We start from the raw sequence: 24,303 nt of genomic DNA on the forward strand, positions 1-24,303 counted from the left end.
CACCTGAATTGGACGGTTCTTTCTAATGGACAGCTCCTGAAGGGCGGGCGTAAAGCCCGCCCCTACAAAAAGCCCCGGACCCATTGGGTAGGGGCGGGGGTTATCCCCGCCCGCTAATCACGCGGTGTAAGAGACACCCGAAGAAAAAATCGCTCAGATTAGGCAAAAGAAATGCAATGCTCCCTTGGGTAGGGGCGGGGTTTATCCCCGCCCGTTAAACGCCCGTTTAGGAAAAGGTGAAAGGAGAGAGGAAAATGGCGGATACGGAAAAGATCGTCTACATCGTGACCCACGCCGGGGATGATCCGGAGCGGGCGAGCCTTCCGTTTGTGCTGGCCAACGCGGCCCAGGCCATGGACGTGGAGGCGGTGGTGGTGCTGCAGGGCCCGGCCGTCTTTCTGGCCACCAAGGGGTGTCTGGAACACGTCTTTGCGGCGGGGCTGCCGCCCTTGAAAAACCTGGTGGAAAGCTATGTGGAGGCCGGCGGCAAGATCCTGGTCTGCGGCCCGTGCATCAAGGAGCGGCGCATCGAAGAGCACGAGCTCATCGAGGGTGCTTCGGTCACCGCCGCCGGGGCTCTCACCCAGCACATCCTGGAAGCCAACGCTACGCTGGTCTACTGAAAAGCAGGCATGGGTCCATGGAGCGTGACCGGCAACGAATGCCGCCAGCGGTGGAGAGCGGCCCCAGACGTCCGCCGGTAGAGGGACGAAGGAGCGCGGACCGGGTTTTGCGTAGGGACAGGGTTCATCCCCGCCCACCAACCATCCTCTGCTCCCCTCTGGGATCTTTCGGGGGCGCTCATGGGTCCTCCTTCGTCCCAGGCTCTACTTTCGCAGCCCGGAAGGGCTTGGCTGCGAGGAAAAAGCCTGCCTGACCGTTTTGGGGTAAGCTCCAGACCTCCTGTGGCGGTTTCCTTGCGTACCATGCGGCCCCTCCCTTGCGTTCGATGTTCCGCAAGCCTATACTTCTTGACAGGTGTCATGAAAAATGAAGGGGAAACCGCTGGGGCAGGTCTTCATCATGCCGGACATTCATGCCTACCTGGAAGAAATCCTCAACACCATGAACGACGGGCTCATGGTGGTGGGACCGGACGGAACGGTTCTGCTGGTGAACGAGGCCTTGTGCCGCCTGACGGGCTACGGCCGCAAAGAGCTCCTCGGAAAGTCCTGCACCCTCTTCAACTGCGACAGCTGCGAGGGGGAGCGGCTCGGAAGCGGCGGCAAGTGGTGCTCCCTTTTCGTGTCCGGCAGCATGCGCAACAAGCGCTGCCTCATCATGCGAAAGGACGGCGGGTATCTCCACGCCGTGAAAAACGCCTCGGTCCTCCGAGACGAAAGAAACCGGGTGATTGGGGCGGTGGAGACCATCACGGACATTTCCGAACTGGATCGGAAGGAAGAGCAGATCGTCCGGCTTTCCCGGCTCCTGGAAAGCGAAAAGGGCTTCCACGGCATCATCGGCGCCTCGCCCGCCATGCAAAGGGCCTTCGACATCACCGAAAAGGCGGCCCAAAGCGACGCCCCCGTGATCATCTACGGGGAAAGCGGCACGGGAAAGGAACTCTTCACCCGGGCCATCCACGACCTGGGCCCCCACCGGGACGGGCCCTACATCCAGGTGAACTGCGCGGCCCTCAATGAATCCTTGCTGGAAAGCGAGCTTTTCGGCCACGTGAAAGGCGCCTTCACGGGGGCCACCGGCCACCGGGAGGGGCGCTTCGAGGCCGCCGACGGCGGGGATCTCTTTCTGGACGAAATCGGGGATGTGCCCCTTTCCATCCAGGTCAAGCTCCTGCGCGTGCTGGAAAACAAGCAGGTGGAACGCGTGGGGGACCATCGGCCGATCCCGGTGGATGTGAGGATCATCACAGCCACCAACCGGGATCTTCCCCGCATGGTGCGGGAGGGGAGCTTCCGGAAGGATTTTTTCTTCCGGATCAACGTGATCCCCATCCACCTGCCTCCGCTGCGCGAACGGATGGAAGACCTGCCGCTTCTGGTGGATGCCTTTCTTTCCCGGCACCGGAAGAAGGGAAAAAGGATTCAGGGGCTGAGCCCCCAGGCCATGGCCCACTTCATGGCGTACGCCTGGCCCGGAAACGTGCGCGAGCTGAAAAGCGCCCTGGAATACGCCTGCGTGCTGGCGGGAGAAGGAGAGATTCGGCCCGAACACCTGCCTCCCCATATCCTTCGACCGTCCACACCCACGGCGGCCCCGAACGCCGTCCCCGCGTCCCCGGGCGCAACCGTCGCCCCGTCCCCAGCACCCCGCCACATGTACCCCCGAGACCAACGCCAGGAACTCATCGACGTTCTTCGACAAACGGGCGGCAACCAGAGCGAAGCGGCCCGCATCCTGGGGGTGAGCCGCGTCACGATCTGGAACCGCATGAAGCGCTACAACATCGACCTCAAAAAGGTCATCGCCTCCTAGAAGCGCGCCCGAAAATGTTTTTCCGGCTTGGAAGGCCGGGAAACCCCCTTCTCATTGTAGCCGCGGGGCTTCAGTCCCGCGGAAAGGATCATCGTAACTCCATGAAGTGACAAGAAATATGCGATGGCCTATCCGACAACCGGGAATTCCTCCGCAGCCCTAAAGGGCTGCGCTACGAGAAAAGAGGCCGCAAACCGTCACTCCCGCGCAAGCGGGAGTCCATAGGTTCTCGGGAATCCTGGATCCCCGCTTTCGCGGGGATGACGGATGGAGACAAAACGAGGCAAGGAACCCATTCTCAGGCAGCGCTCCTAGAGCGCGGCCGGGATCTACCCCGACCGTCACTCCCGCCAAAGCCTGGCTCTAGAAAGTGCGGGAGGGCCTGGCTCATTTTGATCCACCTTCCGTCTTGCACCCATCCGCATGGCCCGAAGCCTGGGTAAAAGGGAACCATTCCAGGGGATGGTCTCCGCCCCATGAGGCAGGAACGCGGTGTGGGAGCGGCGAAAGCCGCGAATCGGTTGGCCGGCTGTTCCATGACGGTGGGGCCGCTCCCGGCTCATCGCTCCCCGCGGCGCTCCCACAAGGCGGACAGCGGCCCGCTGCAGGTTCTTTCATCCCTGTGGAGTGGCGAGTTCGCCATGAGCGTTGAACCGGTAATTGACGGATATGGCACGGCGATTGCCCCTCAAGGCGGCACCACTCGTTCTTCCGGGGAGAAAGGACCTTCCTCGGAAAGCAACAGCGTGCCGGGCTGTCAAACCAAATGGGAACAACTAGTGGATGTTCAAGGAGAAAGGTCGCCATGAAGCTTCGTCGCATCACCTCGCTCACTGCCATGCTCGCCTTTTTCGGGATCCTCGTCACCAGCGTGGTCCTTTACATTGTGCCCCAGGGCCGCGTGGCCTATTGGAGCAACTGGCGCCTGCTGGGCCTGGACAAAACGCAATGGTCCCAAATCCATTTGAACCTGGGCGTGCTCTTTCTTCTCGCCGGGGCTCTCCACATCTACTACAACTGGTCAGCCATCACGGCCTACCTGAAGGACAGGGCCCGCCGGTTGCGGATCTTCACGGCGGACTTCAACGCGGCTTTGCTTGTCACGGCGCTCGTGGTGGCCGGGACGCTGGCCGCCGTGCCCCCTCTGAGTTGGATCCCGGCAGGCAGCGACTACTTCCAGATGAAGGCGGAAGCCCGTTACGGCATTCCCCCTTACGGCCACGCGGAACTGTCTTCCCTTTCTTCCTTTGCGGCCAAGGTGGGCCTGAATCTGGAAGAGAGCCTGCGGCGCCTCCAGGCCAAAGGCTTCGTCGGGGTTTCGCCGGAGGCGACCCTGAAAGATATGGCCGTTCTGAACGGCGTGTCGCCCCAGGGGCTTTACCTGGCCATGAAGCCGGAGATGCCGATCGCCCGACCAACCAAGGGCCTCCCGGAAAATCCTCCCGCCGGCCTGGGGCGGCTCTCCCTCCAGGATCTGGCGGCAACCTACGGCGTCCCGCTGGACAAGATCCTGGGCGTGTTGAGGGAAGCGGGGTATGCAGCGGGCCCGTCCAGCACCCTCAAGGCCCTGGCGGAAGGCCACGACCGAACCCCGCCGGATCTCTACCAAATGCTTCGCCGTAAGGTCTCGGGCTCATGAGGCGGAGGAGGCGACGCCCGCCGTTGGATGCGAATGGTTTTCGGGCGATGGAAGAGGGGGTTAGAGACGGGCCCTGTAGAAGATCTTGGAGCCTTTCTTGACCGGCTCGACGAAGTCCAGATGCACCAGTTCTTCGATGTACTTGAGGGCTTCGTTGGGATGGAGTCCCAGTCCGGAGGCGACGTCGCCGGTGCCGCAGGGGCGTCGCTTGAGCAGTTCGTAAACGGCCTCCCGCGTCGCCGAACCCCTTTTCCCAAGGTCCGGCACCTCAAAATCCGCAATGATCTCAGCCGGGGGATGGAAAAACCTTGAAATTTCCTGAAGCCGCGATGGATCAACCCCGACGGCGTAGTCTTCCGCCGCGGGACGGCAGGCCGTGTTCAATTGAACGCGGTCCGGCCCGATCCTCTTGGCCAAGCGCGCGATTTTGCGGGCTTCCGACCAGACGGCGGTATGCCCTGCCAGGATAAAGACTTCCAGCCAATAGGCGCCGTGGTATTCGGAACGAAAGATGCGAAGCCCCTCGAGCATTTCCTCAAACGGAATGTGCGGATGGGGGCGATTGACGGCCTGAAACATGTCTTCCGTACCCGCGTCCAGAGACGGGATGACGATGGATGCTTCCGTCAGGTCCCGCCTCACTTGAGGGTCCCACAGGAGGGAGCCGTTGGTCAGCACCGCCACGGGAATTTGGGTCATGGAACGGATGCCTTCGATGAGCTCCCCCAGTCGGGAATAAAGGGTGGGTTCTCCCGATCCGCTGAGGGTGATGTGGTCCGGTTGAAAGGTCAACTTGTCCTTCAGTTCCGAAAGGACATCTTCTAAAGGCACCCATTCACGTCGGGTAACGGTTTTGCGGGTGGTGCGCCCGAGCTGACAGTAGATGCAATCGTAAGTGCACGTCTTGAAAGGAACAAGATCCACTCCCAAGGATCGTCCCAATCGTCGGGAAGGCACGGGTCCGAAGACACATCCCATGGCACTCTCCTTCAAGCCCGCTCAAGGGCATTCTTCTTTTCCCGGCGGACTGGCCGTCCACGGGGCCGCGCTGCTCAGGATCGTCTCGGAGCGACCGAGCGAAGGGCGATGGCGCCGCGCGGGCATTCTCGAGAACAGGTGCCGCATCCGATGCACCTGTCGGGATCAACATGGGCCTCGTGGTTGATCGTTACGGCGTCCACGGGGCACACGTCGCTGCACAGGCCGCATCCCGCGCACTGTTCCGTATCCACCACGGCCACGCGGGGCGGAGTTTGGATCGCCCGATCCCGGGAGACGTCGTGAATCCACGGAACGCTTTTCGGGGGCAAGCCCGCTTCCGCTCCGTGGTTGTCTGCGAAATCTGGAATTTCGGCAGGGCCCATGCACCGATGTTCCATGAAGACTTGGGATTTCAAGGAAACAGCCGCCACGCCGCCTCTACGGCACCTGCCTCGGCCCGCTCCACGTCCGCGCCCTTTTCCGCCTCTCTTCGTCCCATAACCATTTCCCATCCTCATGAGTACACCTCGTCGGCCTCCAGGATTCACAGCGGTGTCCACCGAACTCATGCCGATCTTCTTTTTCAATGGAAGCCCTTAGAGTCTTGATTCGGGCAAAGTCTGTGCCACGGCTCGGCGCCCTGCGCGAAGCCCTTGCGGGTGCCGGTATTCCTTTCTCTTTGACGCAGCGCGCCGCCACGGAGCTTCAGCCTGATTTGGGTGCATGAAAGACCCATAGAGGGTTCAAAACCCACCGGGAACGGTCTCTTCCCCAGTCCTCGCTTCCTCCTGCGTCTCCAGCAAAAGTCCCGTTGGACGGGAAACCGTCAATGTATTTCGCTGCCGGCGGGACTGTGGGTGCTGGTGCCGATCGGTATGCGATAATGGTTTGGGCGCAACGAACAGCTTGTGTTGCAGCACCTGCGATGGGCCACCCTGGTTTTGGCGGCCGGGTGCGGTGTCATCATGTCTTTACCGGCGAAGAGTGCGGAGCCGTTCGCGGCTAATGACCTAACCGTCATGGCTCCCCTTGCGCCACCCCGCATGGATGAAAGAGTGGGCCAGGCAAGGGCCTTCTGTGGGAGCGCCGCATGGCAGGGCTTTTTGTGTGACCGGGCGATGGTTGGATTGCCGGCCACCCCCCTCGCGGCTTTCGCCGCTCCCACAAGAGACCCAAGCCAAGGTTGTTTTCACAACAGGATGTCCCGCACCCTCGTTTCCGATCATGATGCTTTCTTTGTGCCTTTGCGTCTTTGCGCGAGACCTTTTTTGCCTCCCACCAAGCCGCTATTTTCTTTCCCATGGCGCGGTCCTGAAGGGCGGGCGTAAGGCCCGCCCCTGCATGAACGCATGGACCCCTTGGGTAGGGGCTGGGTTTATCCCCGCCCGCTAAGCCCGCGAATGTCCCTTCGTCATCCCCGCGAAGCTTGTCCCCGGCCTGAACGGGGAGCGGGGATCCAAGATCTGCAGGAAGTTATGGACTTCCGCTTGCGCGGGAGTGACGGTTTGGGGACTTCCCGGCCCGCTAATCCTTTTGGAGCACCACGTAGAGGCTGCCTCCGGCACGCCGCACCAGGAGGAGCAGGCTCTTATCGGCGGACGATCGCCGCAGCGCCTCCGTATAGTCCTGGACATTCTTGATCTTTTGGCGGTTCACTTCCACGATGAGGTCCCCGGGGCGCAGGCCCGCCATGGCCGCGGGGCTTCCCGGCTGCACGCCGCTGACCACCACTCCCTGGGCGCTCGAATCCAGACCCAGCCGACCGGCGATCTCGGGCGTGAGGTCCTGCACACTGAGGCCCCAGTCTTCACCCTCTGCGCTGGCCGTCTCCACCCCTTCCTTGGGCATCTCTCCCAGGGTGACGTCGATCTCCTTGTTCCGTCCGTCCCGAATGATCCCCAGGCTGACCCGGGTGCCGGGCTGGACGGCGGCCACCATGCGGGACAGGCTCCGGGCGTCGTCCACCTTGTGGCCGTTAAAGAAGACGACCACATCCCCTTGCCGCAGGCCCGCCTTTTCCGCCTGGCTTCCGGGCAGCAACCCGGAGATGATCACCCCCTTTTGTTCCTGGATGCCGAAATGCTTTGCCAGTTCCGGGGTCACGTCCTGGATGGTGACGCCGAGCCAGCCGCGCACGATCTTGCCCGATTCCAGCTGGGGCAGGAGTTCCTTCGCCATGTTGATGGGGATGGCGAAGCCGATCCCCTGTCCGTGGGCCACGATGGCCGTGTTGATCCCGATGATCCGTCCGTTCATGTCCAGAAGCGGACCGCCGCTGTTTCCCGGATTGATGGCCGCGTCCGTCTGCAGGAAGTCGTCATAGGGGCCGGCGCCGATGATGCGCCCCTTGGCGCTGATGATGCCCACCGTGACCGTCTGTCCCAGCCCGAACGGGTTGCCGACCGCCATGACCCAGTCGCCCACCCGCACGGCCTCCGAATCCCCCAGCGGCAGGGCCTTGGGAAAGTCCTTGTCCGGTTTCACCTGGATCAGCGCCAGATCCGTCTTGGGGTCTTGTCCCAGGATCTTGGCCGTGTATTCCCGGCCGGTGTCCAGCTTGACCTTGATTTCGGTGGCCTTGGCCACCACGTGGTTGTTGGTGAGGATGAGGCCCTTGGCGGCATCGATCACGAAACCGGATCCCAGCGCGTGGGTTTTCATTTCCCGTTGGGGCATGTCCCCGAAAAAGTGGCGGAAGAAATCATCGCCGAAAAATTCCCGGAAGGGGGAATCCGGGGCCATGAAGGGGTTCATGGGCGCCTTGACCACCTGGGTGGTGAAGATGTTGACCACGCTGTGCTTCACCTGTTCGGCCAGGTCCGGCAGCCCGTCGGGGGAAGCCGCGGCGGCGTGGGATCCCACGGCGGGACCCGCCGTCAGAATCATCGCGCACAGCAGGGCCAGGGCCCATCGGGAGAATGGATACGATCGCACCTTTCCGACTCGTCGTTTCATCGCTTGACCTCCTCTGTTCACCGTTTTCGGAGACGTCTGCATCCCGTTTGGCAGACACGGTCCCCTTTCATCCCTCCATGCAGGCTCGGAGGGCTCGGGCCAGTTCCCGAGCCGGATCGCCTCCCTTGGACACGAAGCCGTCCGCACCCGCCTGGAGGCACCTTTCCCGATACTGGGGAAAAAGGGATCCGGTGGTCATGATCACGCGCACGTCGGGCAGTTCCTTCTTGATGCGGCGCAGGAGCACCAATCCGCTTTCTTCCCCCAGCTGCAGGTCCACCACGGCGATGTCGGGCTTCCACTCCCGGATTTCCATCCATGCGTCCTTCAGGTTGTCCGACAGGCCCAAGAGGGCCGCGTCGGGGAGCTCGTCCACCACTTCCCGGACGCGATTCACAAAGAGCGGGGAATCATCCACCACGTAGATCCATCGCATGGCCGCCTCCGTTGCGCTTACCCTAAGCGTTTCGAGGGGCCTCCGAAATGGGTCTTTGTCTGATTCTGCTGTGGGATTGTTCCGACGGCGGGTGTAGGATTTTTCCTACACGGGTGGGCCTATTCCACCAGCTTGTTTTCCATGGCGTATCGGATGATGTCCGCCGTGTTCCTGCAGCGGAGCTTTTCCAGGATGCGGCTCCGGTAGGTGCTCACCGTCTTGGCGCTCAGGTGGAGCTTGTCGGCGATGTCCTTGATCCGTTCCCCGGAGGCGATCAGGACGAAGACCTGGTATTCCCGGTCGGTGAGGGCCGTGTGCAGGGCCGGGCCGGTGGGGCCCACCAGTTCTTCCGTGAGCTGTTCCGCCAGCGTGGTGCTGATGTAGCGGCGTCCCGCCGCGATGCGCTTGATGGCCAGGACCAGTTCGTCGGGAGCGGTGTCTTTGGTCAGGTACCCGTCGGCGCCCAGCTTGAGGCACTGGACGGCGTAGCGCCTTTCCGGGTGGATGGTCAGGACCAGGACGCGCAGGCCCGGTTTTTCCCTCTTGAGCTTTCCCAGGGTGTCCAGCCCGTCGGCCCCCGGCATGCTCAGGTCCAGGATGACGATGTCGTAGTCGGATTCCCGAATGCGGCGCATCAGTTCCAGGCCGTCCGAGACTTCCGTCACCCGGGCCGAAGGCAGGCCTTCGGTGATGATTTCCTTGAGGCCCCGCCGGACCACGGGGTGATCGTCCGCCATGATGATCCGAATCACGTGCCGCTCTCCTCCGTCGTGTGGTTTTCCCCGCTCGCCGCGGCAGGAAGCGGCAGGCGGGCCTCCACCACGGTTCCCCCGTCCGGATGGCGGCCCGCGCGAAAGGATCCTCCCAGCGCCGCCGCCCGCTCTCGCATGCTCATGAGGCCGAAGGCCCCGGGGCTCACGGCGGCCTCCGGATCGATCCCCCGCCCGTCGTCTCGAACCGTGAGCCGCGCCTCGTGGGCCTCCACGGTCAGTCCCACTTCCACGCGGCGTGCTCCCGCGTGGCGTGCCACGTTGGTCAGGGATTCCTGGAAAATCCGAAAGAGGGCCAAGGCGTGTTCGGCGGGAAGGTCCGCGCCGTCCACTCCGCGCGTGTCGCAGTCGATCCCCGTCCGCTTGGTGAATTCCTCCGCCTGCCAGCGGATCGCTTCGGCGAGTCCCAAATCGTCCAGGATGCGGGGCCGGAGCTGTCCGCAGAGACGGTGCACACTTTCCATGCCGCTGTCCAGCAAGGAAAACATCCGGGCGATCCGCTCCTGAATCTTTTCGGGGTTTTCCGCGGGGGTGTGCTTTCGGATCCAGGAAAGATCGAAACGAAGGGCCGTGAGGATCTGGCCGATGTCGTCGTGGATCTCCATGGCCAGCCTTTTCTGCTCTTCTTCGCGGATCTGCTGCAGGTGGATCCCCAGCCGTCGCAGGCGCTGTTCGCTTTGCCGGATGGCCTCTTGGGCGCGCAGATGGTCCTGCTCGCGCTTTTCCAGGGCCGCCGCCATGGCATCGAAGGCCCGGGCCAGCAGCCCCAGCTCATCCCGCCTTTGGGCCATGCGGCTTCGAACGGTCAAATCGCCCGAGGCGATCCGGCCCGTGGCGTCCACCAAGTGCGTGAGCGGGGTCCAAAGAACCCGTCCGCCCATGATCCAAGCGATCACGAGCGCCAGGGCCGTCACGACCAGGATGACCAGAAGACCTCGGGTCCGGGCGGCGTCCACGTCCCGGAAGGCGTGATCCTTGGGGACGGCCAGAAGAACCCCCAAGGCGGCGTTCTGGGAACGGCCGTGGATGGGAGCCCGGGAGCAGACCCAGGACTCTCCCGAGGGGTCCCGCACCACCCGAACGGCGGCCTCGTCTCCCGCTCCCAGGTCGGTCATGGTGCGGTTGAGGGCGTCGGCCAGATCCCTTTGACCCGGCGTTCGGCCGGCCAACGGCCCGGATTCGTCCACCAGGGCGAAGACGGTTGCGGGATCCTGGGCCCATTTTCCGGAAAGGCTGGAGCGGGTGAGTCGGGAGATGTCGATGGAGGCGAAGAGAAAGGCGCCGGGAGCATCCGAGTCCGGACCCAGGGGGACGGCGACCAGCAGGGCGGGTCGGTGGATCGCCGGGCTGCGATAGTAGAAGATGGACAGTCGGCTTCCAGTGCCGTTACGGCGGATCCACATCTTGTGGGAGACGACCCCGGCATCGGCCTCCTTCACGACGCGGCACAGGACGCGCCCCGCGGAGGAGACCAGGCCGAAATGGAGATACCGATCCGAGGAGGCCATGGCGTCCCGGGCCAGATCCGCCAGCACCTCGCATCCGGCGGGACTCGAAGAGACGGCCCGGGCCATGGTCCGAAGCGTTTGCATCGTGGCCTCGATGATCTGCTCTTCCCGCACGGCCGCCAATTCCGCCGCGTTCAGGCTGTCCGCCAGGATCCTCTGCAGGGCTTCCTGACGCCGCACCCCCACTTCATGGATCAGGGTGAGCCACGTGGGGACGAAGGCCGCGAAGACCACCAGCAGCAGGCGCACCCGAAGACTGGAGAAGACCCTCACCTGGGAGCTCCATCGGCGCCGTTTTTGGTGATTTCCGCTTCCTTCGACCTCCCCGTTCGTCTTCGTTGTCCCGTCTCCGGTCATGCCTGTGCCCTGTCAAATTCGCCCCTCCCGAGGATGGACCGCTTGGGTAGGAGCGGGCTTTATCCCCCCCGCCAGGCGCGCGGCGATGGAGGAACGCGATGCAAGAATCGCTCAGGGTAAGGATTTATCAGAAGAGCGCAGCCTTGCCCACGAAAAGATGTTTCGCCCCTTTCAAAAAGGTGCATGAAATTTTCTTAATCTTTCGATCATGTTTTGATCATAAAAGGATGGCAGGCTGTGGAGGAATCCCCGGATGTCGGATGGGCCATCGCGTCCCTTCACTGCATGGGGTTAGGATGGCCCCTTTCCGCGGGGCCGAAGCCCCGCGGCTACGAAAAAACCGGGAAGTTCCCAGCCTCGTGAGCCGGAGGACCATGGGCGGACAGGCTCCTGGACGAGGAATGGCAAAGCGATTTTGGAGGAAGGAAAGAGGCCGTATGCGGATTCTGATGATCGAAGATGACGAGGTGCTGAGCTCCTTCGTGGCCAGGGGCCTGAGATCTTCGGGGTTCGTGGTGGAGATTGCCCGGGATGGCGACGCGGGGCTCGCCATGGCGCTGGAATCGGAGGTCGATATCCTCATCGTGGATATCATGCTGCCGCGCCTCGATGGATTTTCCATCATCCGGGAGGTTCGCCGGGCCAAGCCTTCGCTGCCGATTCTGGTCCTGAGTGCTCGCCGGTCCGTGGACGACAGGGTGCAGGGACTGGAAATAGGGGGGGACGACTACCTCACCAAGCCCTTTGCCTTTTCGGAATTGCTGGCGAGGATTCGGGCGCTGGGCCGCCGGGTCGGCTTGGTGTCCGAAAGCACCGTTCTCCAGGTGGGGCCGGTGACCGTGGACGTGGTGCGTCATACCGCGTCCGTCCATGGGCGGCAGGTGGATCTGCAGCCCAAGGAATTCGCTCTGCTCGTCTACATGGCCCGGAACGCGGGCCGGGTCTTGACCCGCACTCAGATTCTCAACCAGGTGTGGGGCTACCAATTCGATCCCGGTTCCAACGTGGTGGATGTGCATGTGTGTCGGCTGCGCGACAAACTGGGGGACAAGGGGGACCCGCGCCTGATCCGGACCATACGGGGGGTGGGCTATGTCTTTGAGGCTTGAAGGCTCATGGACCAAAAGCCTGTCCTTGCGGCTCACCGTCCTTCATGCGGCGGTTTTCGGCCTGCTCTACGGTCTCCTGTCCCTGGTCATTTACTTCATGGTGGCCCGTGCGGTTTTCCAAAACGTGGATACGGAGATGCTGGAGGAGTTCCATGAAATGGAAGCCGCCCTGGAAAAAGGGGGGCTTGCGGGGTTCCGCGCTCACGCCCTGGCGGAAGTGGCGGAGGAAGGGCCCGAAAATCTCCTCATCCGCCTCTACTCAAAATCGGGGCGTCTTGTCTTTTCCAGCGATACTGAGTCCTGGGGCGACCTTTCCGTCCCTTCGCCCACAGGACCGTGGCGGGGGGACCGGCAAGTCGGAAGTGTGTCCGTTACCCGTCGAGGCAATCTGAAGGCCCGGTTCATGATCGTAAGGCTCCAAGATTATGTGTTGGAGCAAGTGGTTTCCTTGGAGTGGGACCTGAGACTCCTGGCCCGTCTTCGGCGGGTCCTAATCACGGCCGCCCTGTTGACGCTGCTCATCGCGGTGCCGGCCGGGTGGGCCCTTGCCAGGCGCTCCCTGGTCCAGGTCAAGCGCATCGACCAGGCGGCCCGGTCCATCGTAACGGGGTCCGACCTGACCCGGCGCGTGCCGGTTCGGGGAACCGGCGACGAACTGGACGAATTGGCCCGGACACTCAATATGATGCTGCGTCGCATTGAAGGTTACCTCCGAGAGCTTTCCGATATGATGGATAACACGGCCCATGATTTCAAAACTCCCTTGGCTCGAATTCGGTCCTTGGCCGAGGAGGCGCTTATGGAAACCAACCCGCTGGAAATTCAGGGCAACCTGGTTCAGATCATGGAGGAAACCGACCGCTTCCTGTCCCTCATCAATGCCGTACTGGATATTTCGGAGGCACGGGCCGGACTGCTGCGCCTTCAACGGACCCGGGTGGATCTGAACGATCTGGCCTGGCAGGTGGCCGGACTTTTTGAAGGGGCATGCCGCGCCAAGAATCTGGACCTGAGTGTGGATCTGGTTGAAGACGAGGCTGTCGTGGTGGAAGCGGACCGCGGCCGGCTGATTCAGGCACTGGCCAACCTCGTGGATAATGCGGTGAAATTCTGCCCAGCGGGCGGCCGGATCCGCCTGGTGGTCCGGATCCGTGACATGAAAGCGGTCCTCGGTGTGGAGGATTCGGGCCCGGGAGTGCCCCCGCCCATGCGCACAAAGATCTTTGAAAGGTTCTTCCGAGCGGAGGTGCCGGGTGCGGCCGATGGGCGCGGCGTGGGACTTTCTCTTGCCAAGGCTTATGTGGACGCCCATGGGGGGCATATCCACGTGGAGGAATCTCCTCTGGGGGGTACGGCCTTTCTCATTCATCTCCCTCTGACTACCGGGGTGAGCCATCGGCAGTCCCATGCGGAGACGAAGTGAGGAACAAGGGAACATGGTGAGGCAGGTGTTGGGGGGAGTCATCCCTGGGAGTCGGCCATGGCCCTGGAAGGGCAAAGGAACGGATCATGGAACTCAGTATCGTCATCCCTGTTTTCAATGAAGAGGGTAACGTGGAGGAACTGGCCCAGGAGGTGGACTGGGCCTTGGAAGGAAGCCGCCTCACCTGGGAATGCCTCTGGGTGGACGACGGGTCCACGGACGGGACCGCGGACAAACTGTACATTATCGCCGCCAGGGATCCCAAAGGTCGGCACCGGTTTCTGCGGTTCGAACGGAATGCGGGCCAGTCGGCGGCGCTCTGGGCGGGGTTCCGCCACGCTCGTGGAGCTCTCATCGCCACCTTGGACGGCGACGGTCAGAACGACCCCGCCGACCTGCCGCGACTCGTGGACATGCTGCGCCGCGAAGGCTATGACATGGTCAACGGGTACCGGGCGAAAAGGCGCGATTCCCTGGTGCGAAAGATCTCTTCGCGCATTGCCAACGGGTTCCGCAACTGGGTGACCGGCAAGACGGTTCGGGACGTGGGCTGTTCCACCCGGGTCTTTCGCAGGGAATGCGTGGAACACCTTCCGCCCTTCAAGGGCCTGCATCGGTTTCTGCCCACTTTGACGGTTCTGTACGGGTACCGCATTGCGGAAACCCAGGTGGGACATCGGCCGCGGAGAAAAGGGGTCACCAAATACGGCATCCACAACCGGCTGTGGGTGGGGCTGCTGGATTCCTTCGGAGTCTGGTGGCTCAGAAGGCGGGCGTTCCGCTACCGAATCGTTCAAACCTTTCCGGAGGAGGGATGTTCGTGACGGCGGCAAAGGTCTGGCTCGGCGTGGGCTTCGGTGCCCAGGCCCTCTTTTCCGCTCGCTTCCTCGTCCAGTGGATCGCCAGCGAACGGGCCCACAAGAGCGTGGTGCCGGTGGCCTTCTGGTTCCTGAGCCTCTTCGGCGGCGCGCTCCTCTTTGCCTACGCCCTGTGGCGCCGGGATCCCGTCTTCATCCTGGGCCAGGGAACGGGGCTCATCATCTATTCCCGCAATCTCTATCTGATTTACAGAGAAAAGAGCCGCGGGGACGGAAACCGGGGACAAGACGGGCCGGCGGAAACCCCGAGCCCACTCCATGGGCAAGGATGACGGCTGTGCATGACGATCGCGTTGTGGACGGGCGCCGGTTCCTCTGGCTGGCGCTCTGCCTGGCGTTGCTGGTGGGGGCGGCCTTCCAGGGAAGCCGCGGGCTCTTCGATTCCACCGAAGGCCGCTACGCCGAATGCGCCCGGGAGATGATGGTCTCAGGCGATTATCTGCGCCCGACCCTGGACTTTGCACCCCACTGGACCAAACCGCCGCTCACCTACTGGGCCATCGCGGCGGGTCTTCGCCTGTTCGGCATGAACGAATGGGGCGCCCGGGCCTATCTCGTGCCTGTCTTCGTGCTCACGGTTTTCGGCGTCTACCGGCTGGGCCGGGGCCTGTGGGACCGGTCCACCGGAGCCCTGGCCGCCCTCGTCTACGCCACCCTGTGGGGACCCGCCGGGGCCGCCCACACGGTCAACACCGATTCCCTGCTGGTCCTGTGGGAAGTGCTCGCCGTGGCGGCCTTCCGGTGGGGCTGTCGCACGGAAAGGGCGGCGCCGTGGACGGCCATGTGGCTCTTTTTCGGCCTGGCGTTCCTCACCAAGGGCCCGCCGGCCCTGGTGCCCCTGGCCGCGGTCCTCGTCTTCCGGCTGGTCGGAAGGGACAGAACACGTTCCGGCCCGCACCTTTTCCGGCCCCTGGGCCTGGGTCTCTTCCTGACGACGGCGCTGTCCTGGTACCTCTACTGCGTGTGGCGCTACCCGGGGCTTCTCGGTTACTGGCTGGGAGACGAGGTGGTGGGTCGGATCTTCACCAGCAAGTTCGGCCGCCACCCCCACTGGTACGAAGCCTTCACCGTTTACTGGCCCTTCCTGATCGGCGGGTCGTGTCCGTGGCTTCTGCTCCTCGGCTGGAATGCCCGGCGGTCCGTGCGCCGTCCGGGAACGTCCCGGCTCAGAGGGGTCGGGGTTTGGCGGTCCGTGGCCGGTGCCTTTCGAGACCTTCCCGAGCCGTGGCGCTTCGTGGTGGTGGTGATCGCCGTGCCGCTGGTGGTCTTTTCTCTCAGCCGTTCCCGCCTTCCCCTGTACGTTCTCTTCCTCTTCGCCCCAGTGGCGTGTGCGCTGGCTCGGGGCCTTCTGGCCATGGTGCGCGACGGCAGGCTGACCGTTCGCACCGTCTTGACCACGGCCCTGGTGAGCGCCCTCCTCCTGGTGGCGGGAAAAGGCGTCTACAGCCGATGGCCTTCCAAGAGGAACATGGGCGCCGTGGCCCGGGCGGTTCAAGTACGGGTTCCCGCCGACGACGGCCGCGATGTCTTCCTCGTATCCCATCGTCCGCATTACGCCCTCCGGTTTTATTTCGCGGAGGCTCTCAAGCGGTTTTATCCTTCGGACAAGGTGACCGAGCCCGGCTTCTTCCGCTTTTCGGAGCTGGCGGGGGCGTGTGAGGAAAGTGCCGCCACCGGACGGGCGCCCCTGGTCCTGATGCGGCGGGACAACGTGGACCGGGTGGTGCAGACTTTGGAAAAATCAGGCCTGCGAGTGGATCGTGTGCCGCTCAACCGTTACTGGATCGCTTTGCCGTGCCGGCCGAGCCGCCCGGGTTCGGGGCCTTCGGACGAAAAACCGGGCCCGTGATCCGGACTGGCGGCCGGCGAAAACAAGGAGGAGGTTTTCATGCATGTGGTGACCCTGTTGGCGAGTCCCCGTCCCAAGGGAAACAGCGCCGCGCTGGCTCGAAGGGCGGTGGAAAGACTCCGCGAGGGTGGCGCGGCGGTGGATCTTGTTTCCCTCAATGAACGGAACTTCCGCGGCTGCCAGGGTTGTCTCCTGTGCAAGACCCAGCGGGACCGCTGCGTCCTGGAGGACGACATCACCCCCGTCCTGGAGGCGGTGCGCGCCGCGGACGCCCTCGTCCTCGCCACGCCGGTCTACTGGATGGACGTGACGGCCCAACTGAAAACCTTCATCGATCGGACCTACTCTTTTCTGGTCCCGGACTACCTCACCAACCCGATCCCCAGCCGGCTGGGGCGGGGGCGGAAAGCCCTCTTCATCCTGGTCCAGGGCGGACCGGAGCCCTACCCCGTCTTCCCCCGCTACCGTGAGGTCCTGCGGTGGTTGGGATTCACGGAAACCCGCCTGGTCCATGCCCTGGCGGTGCGCCACCCGGGGGATCTCGACGGCCGCGGCGATCTCTTCCAGGCCGTGGAAGAGGGCGCGGACTGGCTCCTGGGGAAATGAGCGGACTCTCGGATCTCGAAAGCCCTCGCTGTCCCGTCCCCCGTGTCAGGATGCCTTTCCCGCCCGAACAGCGTTTCTCCCCGTCGAAATAAGTGGACGATCCCGGCGTTGTCGCCGCCGCCAAGGTGGCAGAGCGCCTGCCGGACGGTTTTGCTCCACAAGGAACGCGTTCCGCCTTGCCCGCCCCGGGACCCTCTGGGGTCACGGCCCTGGCAGCCGCCCCGCCTGCCGCCGCGCCCGCTTCTTCCAGGCAAAAGGATTCACTCCATCTTTGGGACGGAATCTCGCTAAAGTTTTCGTTCCAAGGATCCGATCAATTACAATATGAGATATAAGATTACGCAAGGCGAATTAAATTACGGGCGGGTGCGAGGATCCGCTGCCGGGGGAATCCCGGTGTTGCAAGGAGAGGGTCCGACACCTATGCGGCCGGGGGCGTTGGCGTCCTGGCGTACGGCATCGCACGGTGAGAATGGGAAAGGAGGAGGCAACCTTGATGGAAAAGCGATGGACGGTGGGAAGGAAATTGGCTCTGAGTTTCACCGCGGTATGCGCGGTCGTGGCGCTTCTGGGAGGCGTCGGATATTTCACGGCTCATCAGGGCGCCGAGGCCTTGCGGGAGGTGGGCCGTGTGCGACTACCCGGCGTGATGTCCACCCAAGAGATGGCTCAACGGCTGGAAGCCATCAAGGGAAGTCTTCGCACACTGGCCATCTCCGGGCTGGATCCGGCGTTGCGTCAAAGCCAATACGACAACATCGTCGAAGCCCGCGAGACCTACCAGGCTGCCATGAAGGTCTACGAGCTGCTTCCCCGGACACCGGAGGAAGCGGAGCTGTGGAAGAGGTTTAGGGAAGCCCTGCAGGCCTGGAAACAGGAAAACGACAAGGCAATGGAAATGGCCAAGAAATTCGACGCCATGGGGATCAACGATCCGGATGAATTCAAAAACGAGGTGTCCACGTTTCAGGCGGATCACTATAACCTGATCATTTCCCTTTACGATCTGATGCTGAGCGGCCGGAGCTTTGAAGGCGGGGACGATCCTGAGGCCTGCAGGTTCGGAAGGTGGCTTTCCGGTTTTTCTTCGGAAAATCCGGAACTGAAAAGGATCATGACGGCGGTGGCCGAGCCGCACCGCCGATTTCATGACGGCGTGCGCCAGATGAAGCAGTTGGTGCGTTCGGGGCGTCCGGAGGAGGCCCGAAAGGTTTTTGACGAAGGCGTCCGCCCGGCTCGCGAGGAAACGCACAGGCATATGGATGCCTTCGCCGGTGTGGCCGACGAGGCCCTTGCCACCATGCACGCACTGGAGGAGCAATTGCTGGGTCCGGTGACCGAGAAGCAGCGTGTTGCCGTGTCCCTGTTGCAAAAGGTCGTGGACATCAACAAGGACGTGGGAGGCATGGTCACCGAAAAATCGATCGCTTCCGCCGGTCGAATGCAGACCGTGATGACGGGTGTGGCCTTGGCCGGCCTTGCGCTGGCAGCCATCCTCGGGGGTCTTGTGACGCGGGGGATCAATGGCGTGCTTCGAAAATCCATAGAGGATTTGGGAGAAAGCGCGGAGCAGGTGGCGTCTGCGGCCGGCCAGGTGGCTTCGGCAAGCCAGCAGCTGGCGGAAGGTGCTTCTGAGCAGGCGGCGGGGATTGAAGAAACCTCCTCCGCCGTGGAAGAGATGGCTTCCATGACGCGGCAGAACGCGGACAACGCCGCCCAGGCCGACGGTCTCATGAGGCAGGCGGCCGAAGCGGCCGAGCAAGCCAAGAAGAGCATGGGGGAACTCCTCCATTCCATGGAAGAGATCTCCCGCTCCAGCGCGGAAACCCAGAAGATCATCAAGACCATCGACGAAATCGCCTTTCAGACGAATCTTCTCGCATTGAACGCGGCGGTGGAGGCGGCCCGGGCGGGAGAGGCCGGAGCGGGGTTCGCCGTGGTCGCCGATGAGGTGCGAAACCTGGCCATGCGGGCGGCCGAAGCGGCCAAGAACACGGCCCAGCTCATTGAGGGCACCGTGGTTCGAGTAAAGCAGGGGGCGGATCTGACCGGTTCCACGAACCGGGCCTTCGCCATGGTCCACGAGAGCGTGGGAAAGGTGGCCGAGTTGGTGAATGAGATCGCGGCGGCTTCCAACGAGCAGAGCGAAGGCATCGGCCAGGTAAACACATCCATTTCCCAGATGGACAGGGTCGTGCAGCAAAACGCGGCCAACGCCGAAGAGTCCGCTTCCGCCGCGGAGGAGATGAGTGCACAAGCAGCGCAACTGCGAGCCTACGTCGAAGACCTCGTGGCCCTCGTGGGGCGGAGGGCAAAAGATGGAGGACTGAGGGGGCTTCGAAGGAGAGGTGGAAAAGCGGGCTCTCGGCCCCAATCCCCAACGCCCCGATTGGGCACTGCTGGATCGGGCAACCAAGCAGCGAAGGACAGGATCCACCCTTCTGCGCCCGAAAAGGGAACAAAAACCAGGCCGGAAGAACTCATTCCCTTTGACGAAGACTTCCAGGACTTCTGAGAAGAGGATCGGCTCCAGGAACTCTAAGTGGTACTGGAGCCGATCTTCCAGCCCTCCCACTCAGCGGAACCCCTTCCTTTCATCACCCCACCAGAGGGTTTCGGCCGCCCCGCTTCCTTGTCGGAGACCGGGTGGCAGGCTTAGTCTGCCCAAAGGGCCGGATTCCCCGGCTGAGCGGAGGCGTCAATGGGCGATCAAAGCCATATCATACTTACTTTAACGAAAATGGGCGACTGCGTGACATCCGCGGATTTCAAGCGGCGTTTGCGCATGATTTCACTTTTCCCTTGACGCGAGCTGTCAGCACCGCTAAAAATACATTCGCTTTTATAATATAAGCTGAATACTCCGGTGCACAAAGGCGTGCGGGCCGGAGTAGAATAGGACGAAGGCGTCCGGAGTCTCCTGGAAAAGGGGGTTTCGTGCGCCTTTTTTTTGTGCACTGAAAACCACGTCGCGAAAGGAGGAGCCCCCCATGTCGTACAGCAGACCCAACCGCAGTGCCGCCACCCTCACCACCACCCGCGTGGAGCCGGCCCCCATCTCGGGGATTTGCGTCACGTGCCTGGACGGTTGCGAAGGGCCGTGCGAAATCGGTCGATCGGCGCTCAAGGGCCGGGAAATGATCTATCCCCAGCCCTTTGGAAAGATCACGGCGGGAGCCGACAAGGATTACCCGGTGGATTTTTCCCATTTCAACATTCAGGGCACCTGTGTGGGAGCCGTGGGGGTGGATGCGGATCCGGACGTGGCCACGTTTCCGGCGGTGGACTGTACGACGGAGGTGGGAGCCGACGGGTCCATCCAGCTGGACTTCCCCGTTTTCACCGGCGCCGTGGGATCCACGGACATCGCCCGGATCAACTGGGAGGACATGGCGGTGGGCGCGGCCATCTCCGGCGTGCTGGTGGTGGCCGGAGAGAACATCTGCGGCATGGATCCCCAGGCGGAGATCAAGAATGGCCGGGTGGTGAAATCCCCCGAGATGGAGCGCCGCGTTTCCGCCTTCAAGCGCTGGTACGACGGAAAGGGCGGGATCATCGTCCAGGCCAACGTGGAAGACACCAAGCTGGGCGTTCCCGAATATGTGATCGAGAAGCTGGGCGTGGAGATCTTTGAGCTCAAGTGGGGCCAGGGTGCCAAGGACATCGGCGGCGAGGTGAAGCTCCCCACCCTGGAGAGGGCCCTGCAGCTCAAGGAGCGCGGCTACATCGTCCTGCCCGATCCCACCCGGCCGGCCGTGCAGAAGGCGTTCCAGGCGGGCGGCATCAGCGAGTTCGAGCGCCACTCCCGCCTGGGCATGGTGGACGAGGAAGGCTTCTACAAGGAAGTGGAGCGCCTGCGAAAGGTGGGCGCCAAGTACGTGACCCTCAAGACGGGCGCCTACCGTCCCGTGGATCTGGCCCGGGCCATCAAGTATTCGTCGGAAGCCAAGATCGACCTTCTGACCATCGACGGCGCCGGCGGCGGCACGGGCATGAGCCCCTGGCGCATGATGAACGAGTGGGGCATCCCCACCGTTTATCTGGAGTGCCTGGCCTACGAGATGTGTGAAAGGCTTCGGGCCAAGGGCGCCTATGTGCCCCCCATCGCCATCGCCGGCGGCTTGAGCCTGGAGGATCATCTTTTCAAGGCCATCGCATTGGGAGCCCCCTACGTGAAGGCCATCTGTCTGGGGCGCGCCATGATGACGGCCGCCATGGTGGGCAAGACTCACGGGAAGCTCATGGCCGAAAAGATGCAGCAACAGGGCCGTTCCGTGGAGGAGGGCTACCTGAGTCTCTTCGCCGTGGGAGCCCAACTGAAGGAGCGCTACGGGGACGACTTTGCGAAGATCCCCGCCGGTGCCATCGGCATGTATTCCTACATCGACCGGCTTCGCCAGGGCCTGCAGCAGCTCATGGCCGGAGCGCGCAAGTTCGCCCTGAAATACATCGACCGAAACGACATCGTGGCTCTCACCCGGGAAGCGGCCGAGATCTCGGGGATCCCCTACGTCATGGACTGCGACCGGGAAGAGATCGAGAAGATCCTGGGCTGAACGTCCCGACCCCAACGGGGGTGCGCCTCCGGAACGCCCGGGGGTGCTTCCGCCCCATTTCAAGGAAGGAGAAGGTCATGTCCAAAAACATCTGCGCCCATCTGTGCAAGTCCTGCTACGCTCAACATGTGTGCGCCGTGCACGCCATTACGGAACTGAACGGCACCATGGTGCTGGACACGGAAAAGTGCATCGGTTGCGGCTCCTGCAACCGGGCGTGCGTCGCCTTCGGATTCAAGGTCCTCCAAAACAAGGCTCCCGCGTCCTTTATCAAGGCGGCCTAAAGCCCGAACGCCCAGTTCCTTCCCGCACCGGTTTCCTGGGAGCGCGGGCGTCTCGCCCGCACCAGAGGCGGGACCGAGGCCCGCGCTCCATGTGGGTTGCAGGGATTTGGTGAGGTCCGGTGTAGCCGCGGGGCTGAAGCCCCGCGGGGAACCTCGCCGGGCGTTTGCTCTTCACATGAAAAAGCGAGTGGTTTTCACTGGTGGTGTCCACCCTGTGGGGGCGCCGCAAGGCGCGATGAGCTGGTGGCCGCACGGCCGCTGAATGGCCGGCCATCCGTTTCGCGGCTTTCGCCGCTCCCGCAGGTGTTGATTGGAGTTCCCGATGTTCCTGCAAAATGCGGATCATCGGGTTTGTCTAGCATCAAGGGATGAGCGGGCGGGGATAAACCCCGCCCCTACCCGAGGGATCAACGCATTTCGGAGGGGCGAAAAATCCTTCGCCCCTACGCGGCGGAATTCTCTCTTTGCGTCTTGGCGCCTTTGCGTGAGTCCTTCAGCTTCCGCTCATTTGCTCAACACCCACAGCAGCCTTGCCGTCTCGCTTCCGGTGTTCCGCCACTGGCTGGGGATTTCGGAGGTCAAGTGGATCAGATCCCCCCTTTGGGCGGTGCAGGTGCCTTGTTCCAGCCGAAAAGCCACGGAGCCTTCCAACACGTAGCCCATCTCACCGCCTTTTCGGCGGAAAAAATGGGTGCCCAGGGCGGCTCCCGGGGCCAGCTCCACCAGATAGGGTTCCAGGGGGGAGTTCCTGTCCAGCGGGGTGAGCAGCTTGATGGTTACTTCCTCGGACGCCAGGTGGGAGGGCTTGAGGATGGAGGCCTCGCTTTCCGTAAGGACGGGGCAGGGCCCTTGTTCTTCCTCTTCTCCGAAAAAGGAACCCACCGGCACTTGCAGGACTTCCGCCATCTTGAGCAGGGCGGGAATGGATGGATAGATGAGGTTGCTTTCCACCTGGCTGATGCTGCTGGGCGTGAGTCCCACCAGTCGCCCCAGCTCGGTCTGGGAAAGCCCCTTCTGGATCCTCAGGTTCTTGAGGCGCCGGCCGATGCCGGCCCGGTCCGCCAGGGCCCCGTCGTGTTCGAAAATCACCTCCGCTCCCTTGGTCCAGTAATGGACGGGCTCTCCCAGGGATTCCACCTCCCGCCTTTCCGCCTTGACCACCGTGAGTGTGGTGGTTCCCCTCTTGATGTTCAATTCGATGACCACCTGGGCGATCTGGTTGAGCTGGGCCCGAAGGCGGGGTGAGTGGGCCTTTTTTTCCATGATCCAGTAAGCCACGGTGTTCAGTTCGTAGAGCCGGGGACACGAATGGGTGTAGAACCGCGCCAGGATGTCCTCGCCCCCCCAGAGTTCCTGCATCCCCGTGATGCTTTCGAAGATGAAGCGGACGTCCCCTTCCTGCTCGGCGTGCAGGCCGTAGAGCCGTTCCATGAAGGCGTTCATGTCCTCCGGAGTGTCGAGCCTCTCGATCCGGCAGGGCCACAGGTTGACGTCGCGGTCGTAGAAAGTGAGAAAGGTGGGGGAGCCGCGTCCCTTGCCGAAGGTGAAGCAGTCCAGGACGATGAGGCCCCTGTGCTGGGCCGTGTTTCCCAGGCGGTCCAGAAGGTTTCTCGGCGACCGGTCGAAACTGACGTAGATCACGGGCCTGCCGTCCCGCAAGGAGGCTTCCAGGAAGCGGTGGCAGAAGACGGTGGCCAGGCTGCCCGCGTCGTCGTACCAAATCACATTGTCTCCGATGAGAACGCCTCCGAGAAGCGTATCGAGTCCTTCGATGCCGGAGGATATCGCGCGCAGGTTGGTCATGGTCTGTTCCTTTTCTTTCCGACAGGCTGGAATATGGGTTCAAGCTACGCTACCCAACCCGACTGGGGGCGTCAACGAAGGTCTTGGACGGCGTCGTGCGCGGGCGAGATGGCTTCCGCAGGGCGGGGATGTTCGGGCGGCCTGGGAGCTTGTCCGAAAACGCTGGGAACCTCTTGCTTTCTCGTAGCGCAGCCCTTTAGGGCTGCGGAAGAGCCTCCGGTCTTCGGACAGGCCATCGGGTATCACCTGCCAATTGATGGGGCTGTGAAGAAAACGTACATTTCCCGGCATCTCGTCCGGACTCCCATTCTCAGACAAGCTCCCGGGAGAAGAGGCTTTCGGGGTCGTTGTCGGACAGGATCCCATGTTGGGAGGAACGGATAATCAGTACGCTTGTAAGGGCGAAGGAGTCTTCGCCCCTAGTGCGCCTGGGAGCAGGCGTGATCAGAGAGGTGAAAGTCCTCTTCCGGGAGATGCCCGCTCCCGGTAGTCGAAGGTAACTGCGTCGCCGTGAGGCGGGGTGGGAAGCAACCGGAGACGAACACACAGTCCGCAGGATGACGAACGCGATTCGGCCTTACGACTCGACGAGTCTCCTAGGGAAGGACGAAGTCCAGACCGTGTCAAAGCGGCAAGGTATGGTCGAGATACTGTGGCACTCGCAGACGAAAGGGCGAGAAACGGAGAACACAAACTTCGACCTGGAGCCG

Annotated in this window: 19 protein-coding genes; 12 read left to right on the plus strand and 7 right to left on the minus strand. The window is 62.8% G+C overall.

Going from position 1 to position 24,303, the window contains the following annotated elements; all coding sequences use genetic code 11:
• The first annotated feature begins 254 nt into the window (after nucleotides 1-254).
• From BUB04_RS17130 to BUB04_RS17140, 3 genes are all read left to right on the plus strand, one after another.
• Nucleotides 255-623 carry a DsrE family protein gene (locus BUB04_RS17130; RefSeq protein ID WP_073041758.1) on the plus strand — a complete coding sequence of 123 codons (369 nt, stop codon included), beginning with the start codon at nucleotides 255-257 and terminating at the stop codon, nucleotides 621-623.
• A gap of 367 nt (nucleotides 624-990) precedes the next feature.
• Nucleotides 991-2,439: a sigma-54 interaction domain-containing protein gene (locus tag BUB04_RS17135; protein ID WP_245795229.1), complete on the plus strand. Its 1,449-nt coding sequence runs from the start codon at nucleotides 991-993 to the stop codon at nucleotides 2,437-2,439.
• Between the two features lie 805 nt (nucleotides 2,440-3,244).
• A complete protein-coding gene (locus tag BUB04_RS17140; RefSeq protein ID WP_073041760.1) occupies nucleotides 3,245-4,078 on the plus strand; it encodes a DUF4405 domain-containing protein in 834 nt (277 codons plus the stop codon).
• Between the two features lie 60 nt (nucleotides 4,079-4,138).
• Here BUB04_RS17140 and BUB04_RS17145 read toward each other — a convergent pair whose 3' ends face one another.
• From BUB04_RS17145 to BUB04_RS17170, 6 genes are all read right to left on the minus strand, one after another.
• Nucleotides 4,139-5,056: a radical SAM protein gene (locus BUB04_RS17145; protein ID WP_073041762.1), complete on the minus strand. Its 918-nt coding sequence runs from the start codon at nucleotides 5,054-5,056 to the stop codon at nucleotides 4,139-4,141.
• Between the two features lie 74 nt (nucleotides 5,057-5,130).
• On the minus strand, nucleotides 5,131-5,388 hold the full coding sequence (locus tag BUB04_RS18890) for a 4Fe-4S binding protein (RefSeq protein ID WP_218588514.1): 258 nt from the start codon (nucleotides 5,386-5,388) through the stop codon (nucleotides 5,131-5,133).
• 1,195 nt (nucleotides 5,389-6,583) lie between these two features.
• Nucleotides 6,584-8,014: a DegQ family serine endoprotease gene (locus BUB04_RS17155; RefSeq protein WP_073041764.1), complete on the minus strand. Its 1,431-nt coding sequence runs from the start codon at nucleotides 8,012-8,014 to the stop codon at nucleotides 6,584-6,586.
• Nucleotides 8,015-8,081: 67 nt separating this feature from the next.
• The gene (locus BUB04_RS17160) at nucleotides 8,082-8,450 is read right to left on the minus strand and encodes a response regulator (protein WP_073041766.1); all 369 of its coding nucleotides are present in this window, start codon (nucleotides 8,448-8,450) and stop codon (nucleotides 8,082-8,084) included.
• A 119-nt stretch (nucleotides 8,451-8,569) separates the two neighbouring features.
• Nucleotides 8,570-9,202 (minus strand): response regulator, encoded by a 633-nt coding sequence (locus BUB04_RS17165; RefSeq protein WP_084076612.1) that lies wholly within the window; start codon nucleotides 9,200-9,202, stop codon nucleotides 8,570-8,572.
• Nucleotides 9,199-11,001, minus strand: a complete 1,803-nt coding sequence (locus BUB04_RS17170) for an ATP-binding protein (protein ID WP_073041768.1) — start codon at nucleotides 10,999-11,001, stop codon at nucleotides 9,199-9,201. The genes BUB04_RS17165 and BUB04_RS17170 overlap by 4 nt, the downstream gene beginning before the upstream one ends.
• 521 nt (nucleotides 11,002-11,522) lie before the next feature.
• Between BUB04_RS17170 and BUB04_RS17175 the strand changes: the two genes are divergently transcribed.
• The 9 genes from BUB04_RS17175 to BUB04_RS17215 all read left to right on the plus strand — a co-directional run bounded on the left by BUB04_RS17175 (nucleotide 11,523) and on the right by BUB04_RS17215 (nucleotide 21,790).
• Complete coding sequence (locus BUB04_RS17175; RefSeq protein WP_084076618.1) at nucleotides 11,523-12,194, plus strand: response regulator transcription factor; 672 nt, start codon at nucleotides 11,523-11,525, stop codon at nucleotides 12,192-12,194.
• Nucleotides 12,178-13,617 carry a sensor histidine kinase gene (locus BUB04_RS17180; RefSeq protein ID WP_084076614.1) on the plus strand — a complete coding sequence of 480 codons (1,440 nt, stop codon included), beginning with the start codon at nucleotides 12,178-12,180 and terminating at the stop codon, nucleotides 13,615-13,617. Before BUB04_RS17175 ends, BUB04_RS17180 begins: the two co-directional genes overlap by 17 nt.
• Before the next feature lie 86 nt (nucleotides 13,618-13,703).
• Nucleotides 13,704-14,441: a glycosyltransferase family 2 protein gene (locus tag BUB04_RS17185; RefSeq protein WP_073041771.1), complete on the plus strand. Its 738-nt coding sequence runs from the start codon at nucleotides 13,704-13,706 to the stop codon at nucleotides 14,439-14,441.
• Nucleotides 14,432-14,767 carry a lipid-A-disaccharide synthase N-terminal domain-containing protein gene (locus tag BUB04_RS17190; protein WP_084076615.1) on the plus strand — a complete coding sequence of 112 codons (336 nt, stop codon included), beginning with the start codon at nucleotides 14,432-14,434 and terminating at the stop codon, nucleotides 14,765-14,767. The genes BUB04_RS17185 and BUB04_RS17190 overlap by 10 nt, the downstream gene beginning before the upstream one ends.
• Nucleotides 14,768-14,772: 5 nt before the next feature.
• The gene (locus BUB04_RS17195) at nucleotides 14,773-16,344 is read left to right on the plus strand and encodes an ArnT family glycosyltransferase (RefSeq protein ID WP_073041773.1); all 1,572 of its coding nucleotides are present in this window, start codon (nucleotides 14,773-14,775) and stop codon (nucleotides 16,342-16,344) included.
• A gap of 39 nt (nucleotides 16,345-16,383) precedes the next feature.
• On the plus strand, nucleotides 16,384-16,950 hold the full coding sequence (locus tag BUB04_RS17200) for a flavodoxin family protein (protein WP_073041775.1): 567 nt from the start codon (nucleotides 16,384-16,386) through the stop codon (nucleotides 16,948-16,950).
• A 496-nt stretch (nucleotides 16,951-17,446) separates the two neighbouring features.
• On the plus strand, nucleotides 17,447-19,465 hold the full coding sequence (locus tag BUB04_RS17205) for a methyl-accepting chemotaxis protein (protein ID WP_073041777.1): 2,019 nt from the start codon (nucleotides 17,447-17,449) through the stop codon (nucleotides 19,463-19,465).
• 475 nt (nucleotides 19,466-19,940) lie between these two features.
• Nucleotides 19,941-21,506, plus strand: a complete 1,566-nt coding sequence (locus BUB04_RS17210; RefSeq protein ID WP_073041779.1) for an FMN-binding glutamate synthase family protein — start codon at nucleotides 19,941-19,943, stop codon at nucleotides 21,504-21,506.
• A gap of 77 nt (nucleotides 21,507-21,583) precedes the next feature.
• Nucleotides 21,584-21,790 (plus strand): 4Fe-4S binding protein, encoded by a 207-nt coding sequence (locus BUB04_RS17215; RefSeq protein ID WP_073041781.1) that lies wholly within the window; start codon nucleotides 21,584-21,586, stop codon nucleotides 21,788-21,790.
• Nucleotides 21,791-22,294: 504 nt separating this feature from the next.
• On the opposite strand, the gene BUB04_RS17220 is transcribed toward BUB04_RS17215, so the two are convergent.
• Complete coding sequence (locus BUB04_RS17220) at nucleotides 22,295-23,593, minus strand: helix-turn-helix domain-containing protein (RefSeq protein WP_073041783.1); 1,299 nt, start codon at nucleotides 23,591-23,593, stop codon at nucleotides 22,295-22,297.
• Between the last annotated feature and the right edge of the window lie 710 nt (nucleotides 23,594-24,303).

Origin of the sequence: Desulfacinum infernum DSM 9756, assembly GCF_900129305.1 — a bacterium.
In the GTDB taxonomy this organism is placed as follows: Bacteria; Desulfobacterota; Syntrophobacteria; order Syntrophobacterales; family DSM-9756; genus Desulfacinum; species Desulfacinum infernum.

Excerpts from the sequence above, each read along its gene's own strand:
- BUB04_RS17130 (WP_073041758.1), top strand. The coding sequence starts at position 255 with ATGGCGGATACGGAAAAGATCGTCTACATCGTGACCCACGCCGGGGAT.
- BUB04_RS17135 (WP_245795229.1), top strand. The coding sequence starts at position 991 with ATGAAGGGGAAACCGCTGGGGCAGGTCTTCATCATGCCGGACATTCAT.
- BUB04_RS17140 (WP_073041760.1), top strand. The coding sequence starts at position 3,245 with ATGAAGCTTCGTCGCATCACCTCGCTCACTGCCATGCTCGCCTTTTTC.
- BUB04_RS17145 (WP_073041762.1), bottom strand. The coding sequence starts at position 5,056 with ATGGGATGTGTCTTCGGACCCGTGCCTTCCCGACGATTGGGACGATCC.
- BUB04_RS17155 (WP_073041764.1), bottom strand. The coding sequence starts at position 8,014 with ATGAAACGACGAGTCGGAAAGGTGCGATCGTATCCATTCTCCCGATGG.
- BUB04_RS17160 (WP_073041766.1), bottom strand. The coding sequence starts at position 8,450 with ATGCGATGGATCTACGTGGTGGATGATTCCCCGCTCTTTGTGAATCGC.
- BUB04_RS17175 (WP_084076618.1), top strand. The coding sequence starts at position 11,523 with ATGCGGATTCTGATGATCGAAGATGACGAGGTGCTGAGCTCCTTCGTG.
- BUB04_RS17180 (WP_084076614.1), top strand. The coding sequence starts at position 12,178 with ATGTCTTTGAGGCTTGAAGGCTCATGGACCAAAAGCCTGTCCTTGCGG.
- BUB04_RS17185 (WP_073041771.1), top strand. The coding sequence starts at position 13,704 with ATGGAACTCAGTATCGTCATCCCTGTTTTCAATGAAGAGGGTAACGTG.
- BUB04_RS17190 (WP_084076615.1), top strand. The coding sequence starts at position 14,432 with ATGTTCGTGACGGCGGCAAAGGTCTGGCTCGGCGTGGGCTTCGGTGCC.
- BUB04_RS17200 (WP_073041775.1), top strand. The coding sequence starts at position 16,384 with ATGCATGTGGTGACCCTGTTGGCGAGTCCCCGTCCCAAGGGAAACAGC.
- BUB04_RS17205 (WP_073041777.1), top strand. The coding sequence starts at position 17,447 with ATGGAAAAGCGATGGACGGTGGGAAGGAAATTGGCTCTGAGTTTCACC.
- BUB04_RS17210 (WP_073041779.1), top strand. The coding sequence starts at position 19,941 with ATGTCGTACAGCAGACCCAACCGCAGTGCCGCCACCCTCACCACCACC.
- BUB04_RS17215 (WP_073041781.1), top strand. The coding sequence starts at position 21,584 with ATGTCCAAAAACATCTGCGCCCATCTGTGCAAGTCCTGCTACGCTCAA.
- BUB04_RS17220 (WP_073041783.1), bottom strand. The coding sequence starts at position 23,593 with ATGACCAACCTGCGCGCGATATCCTCCGGCATCGAAGGACTCGATACG.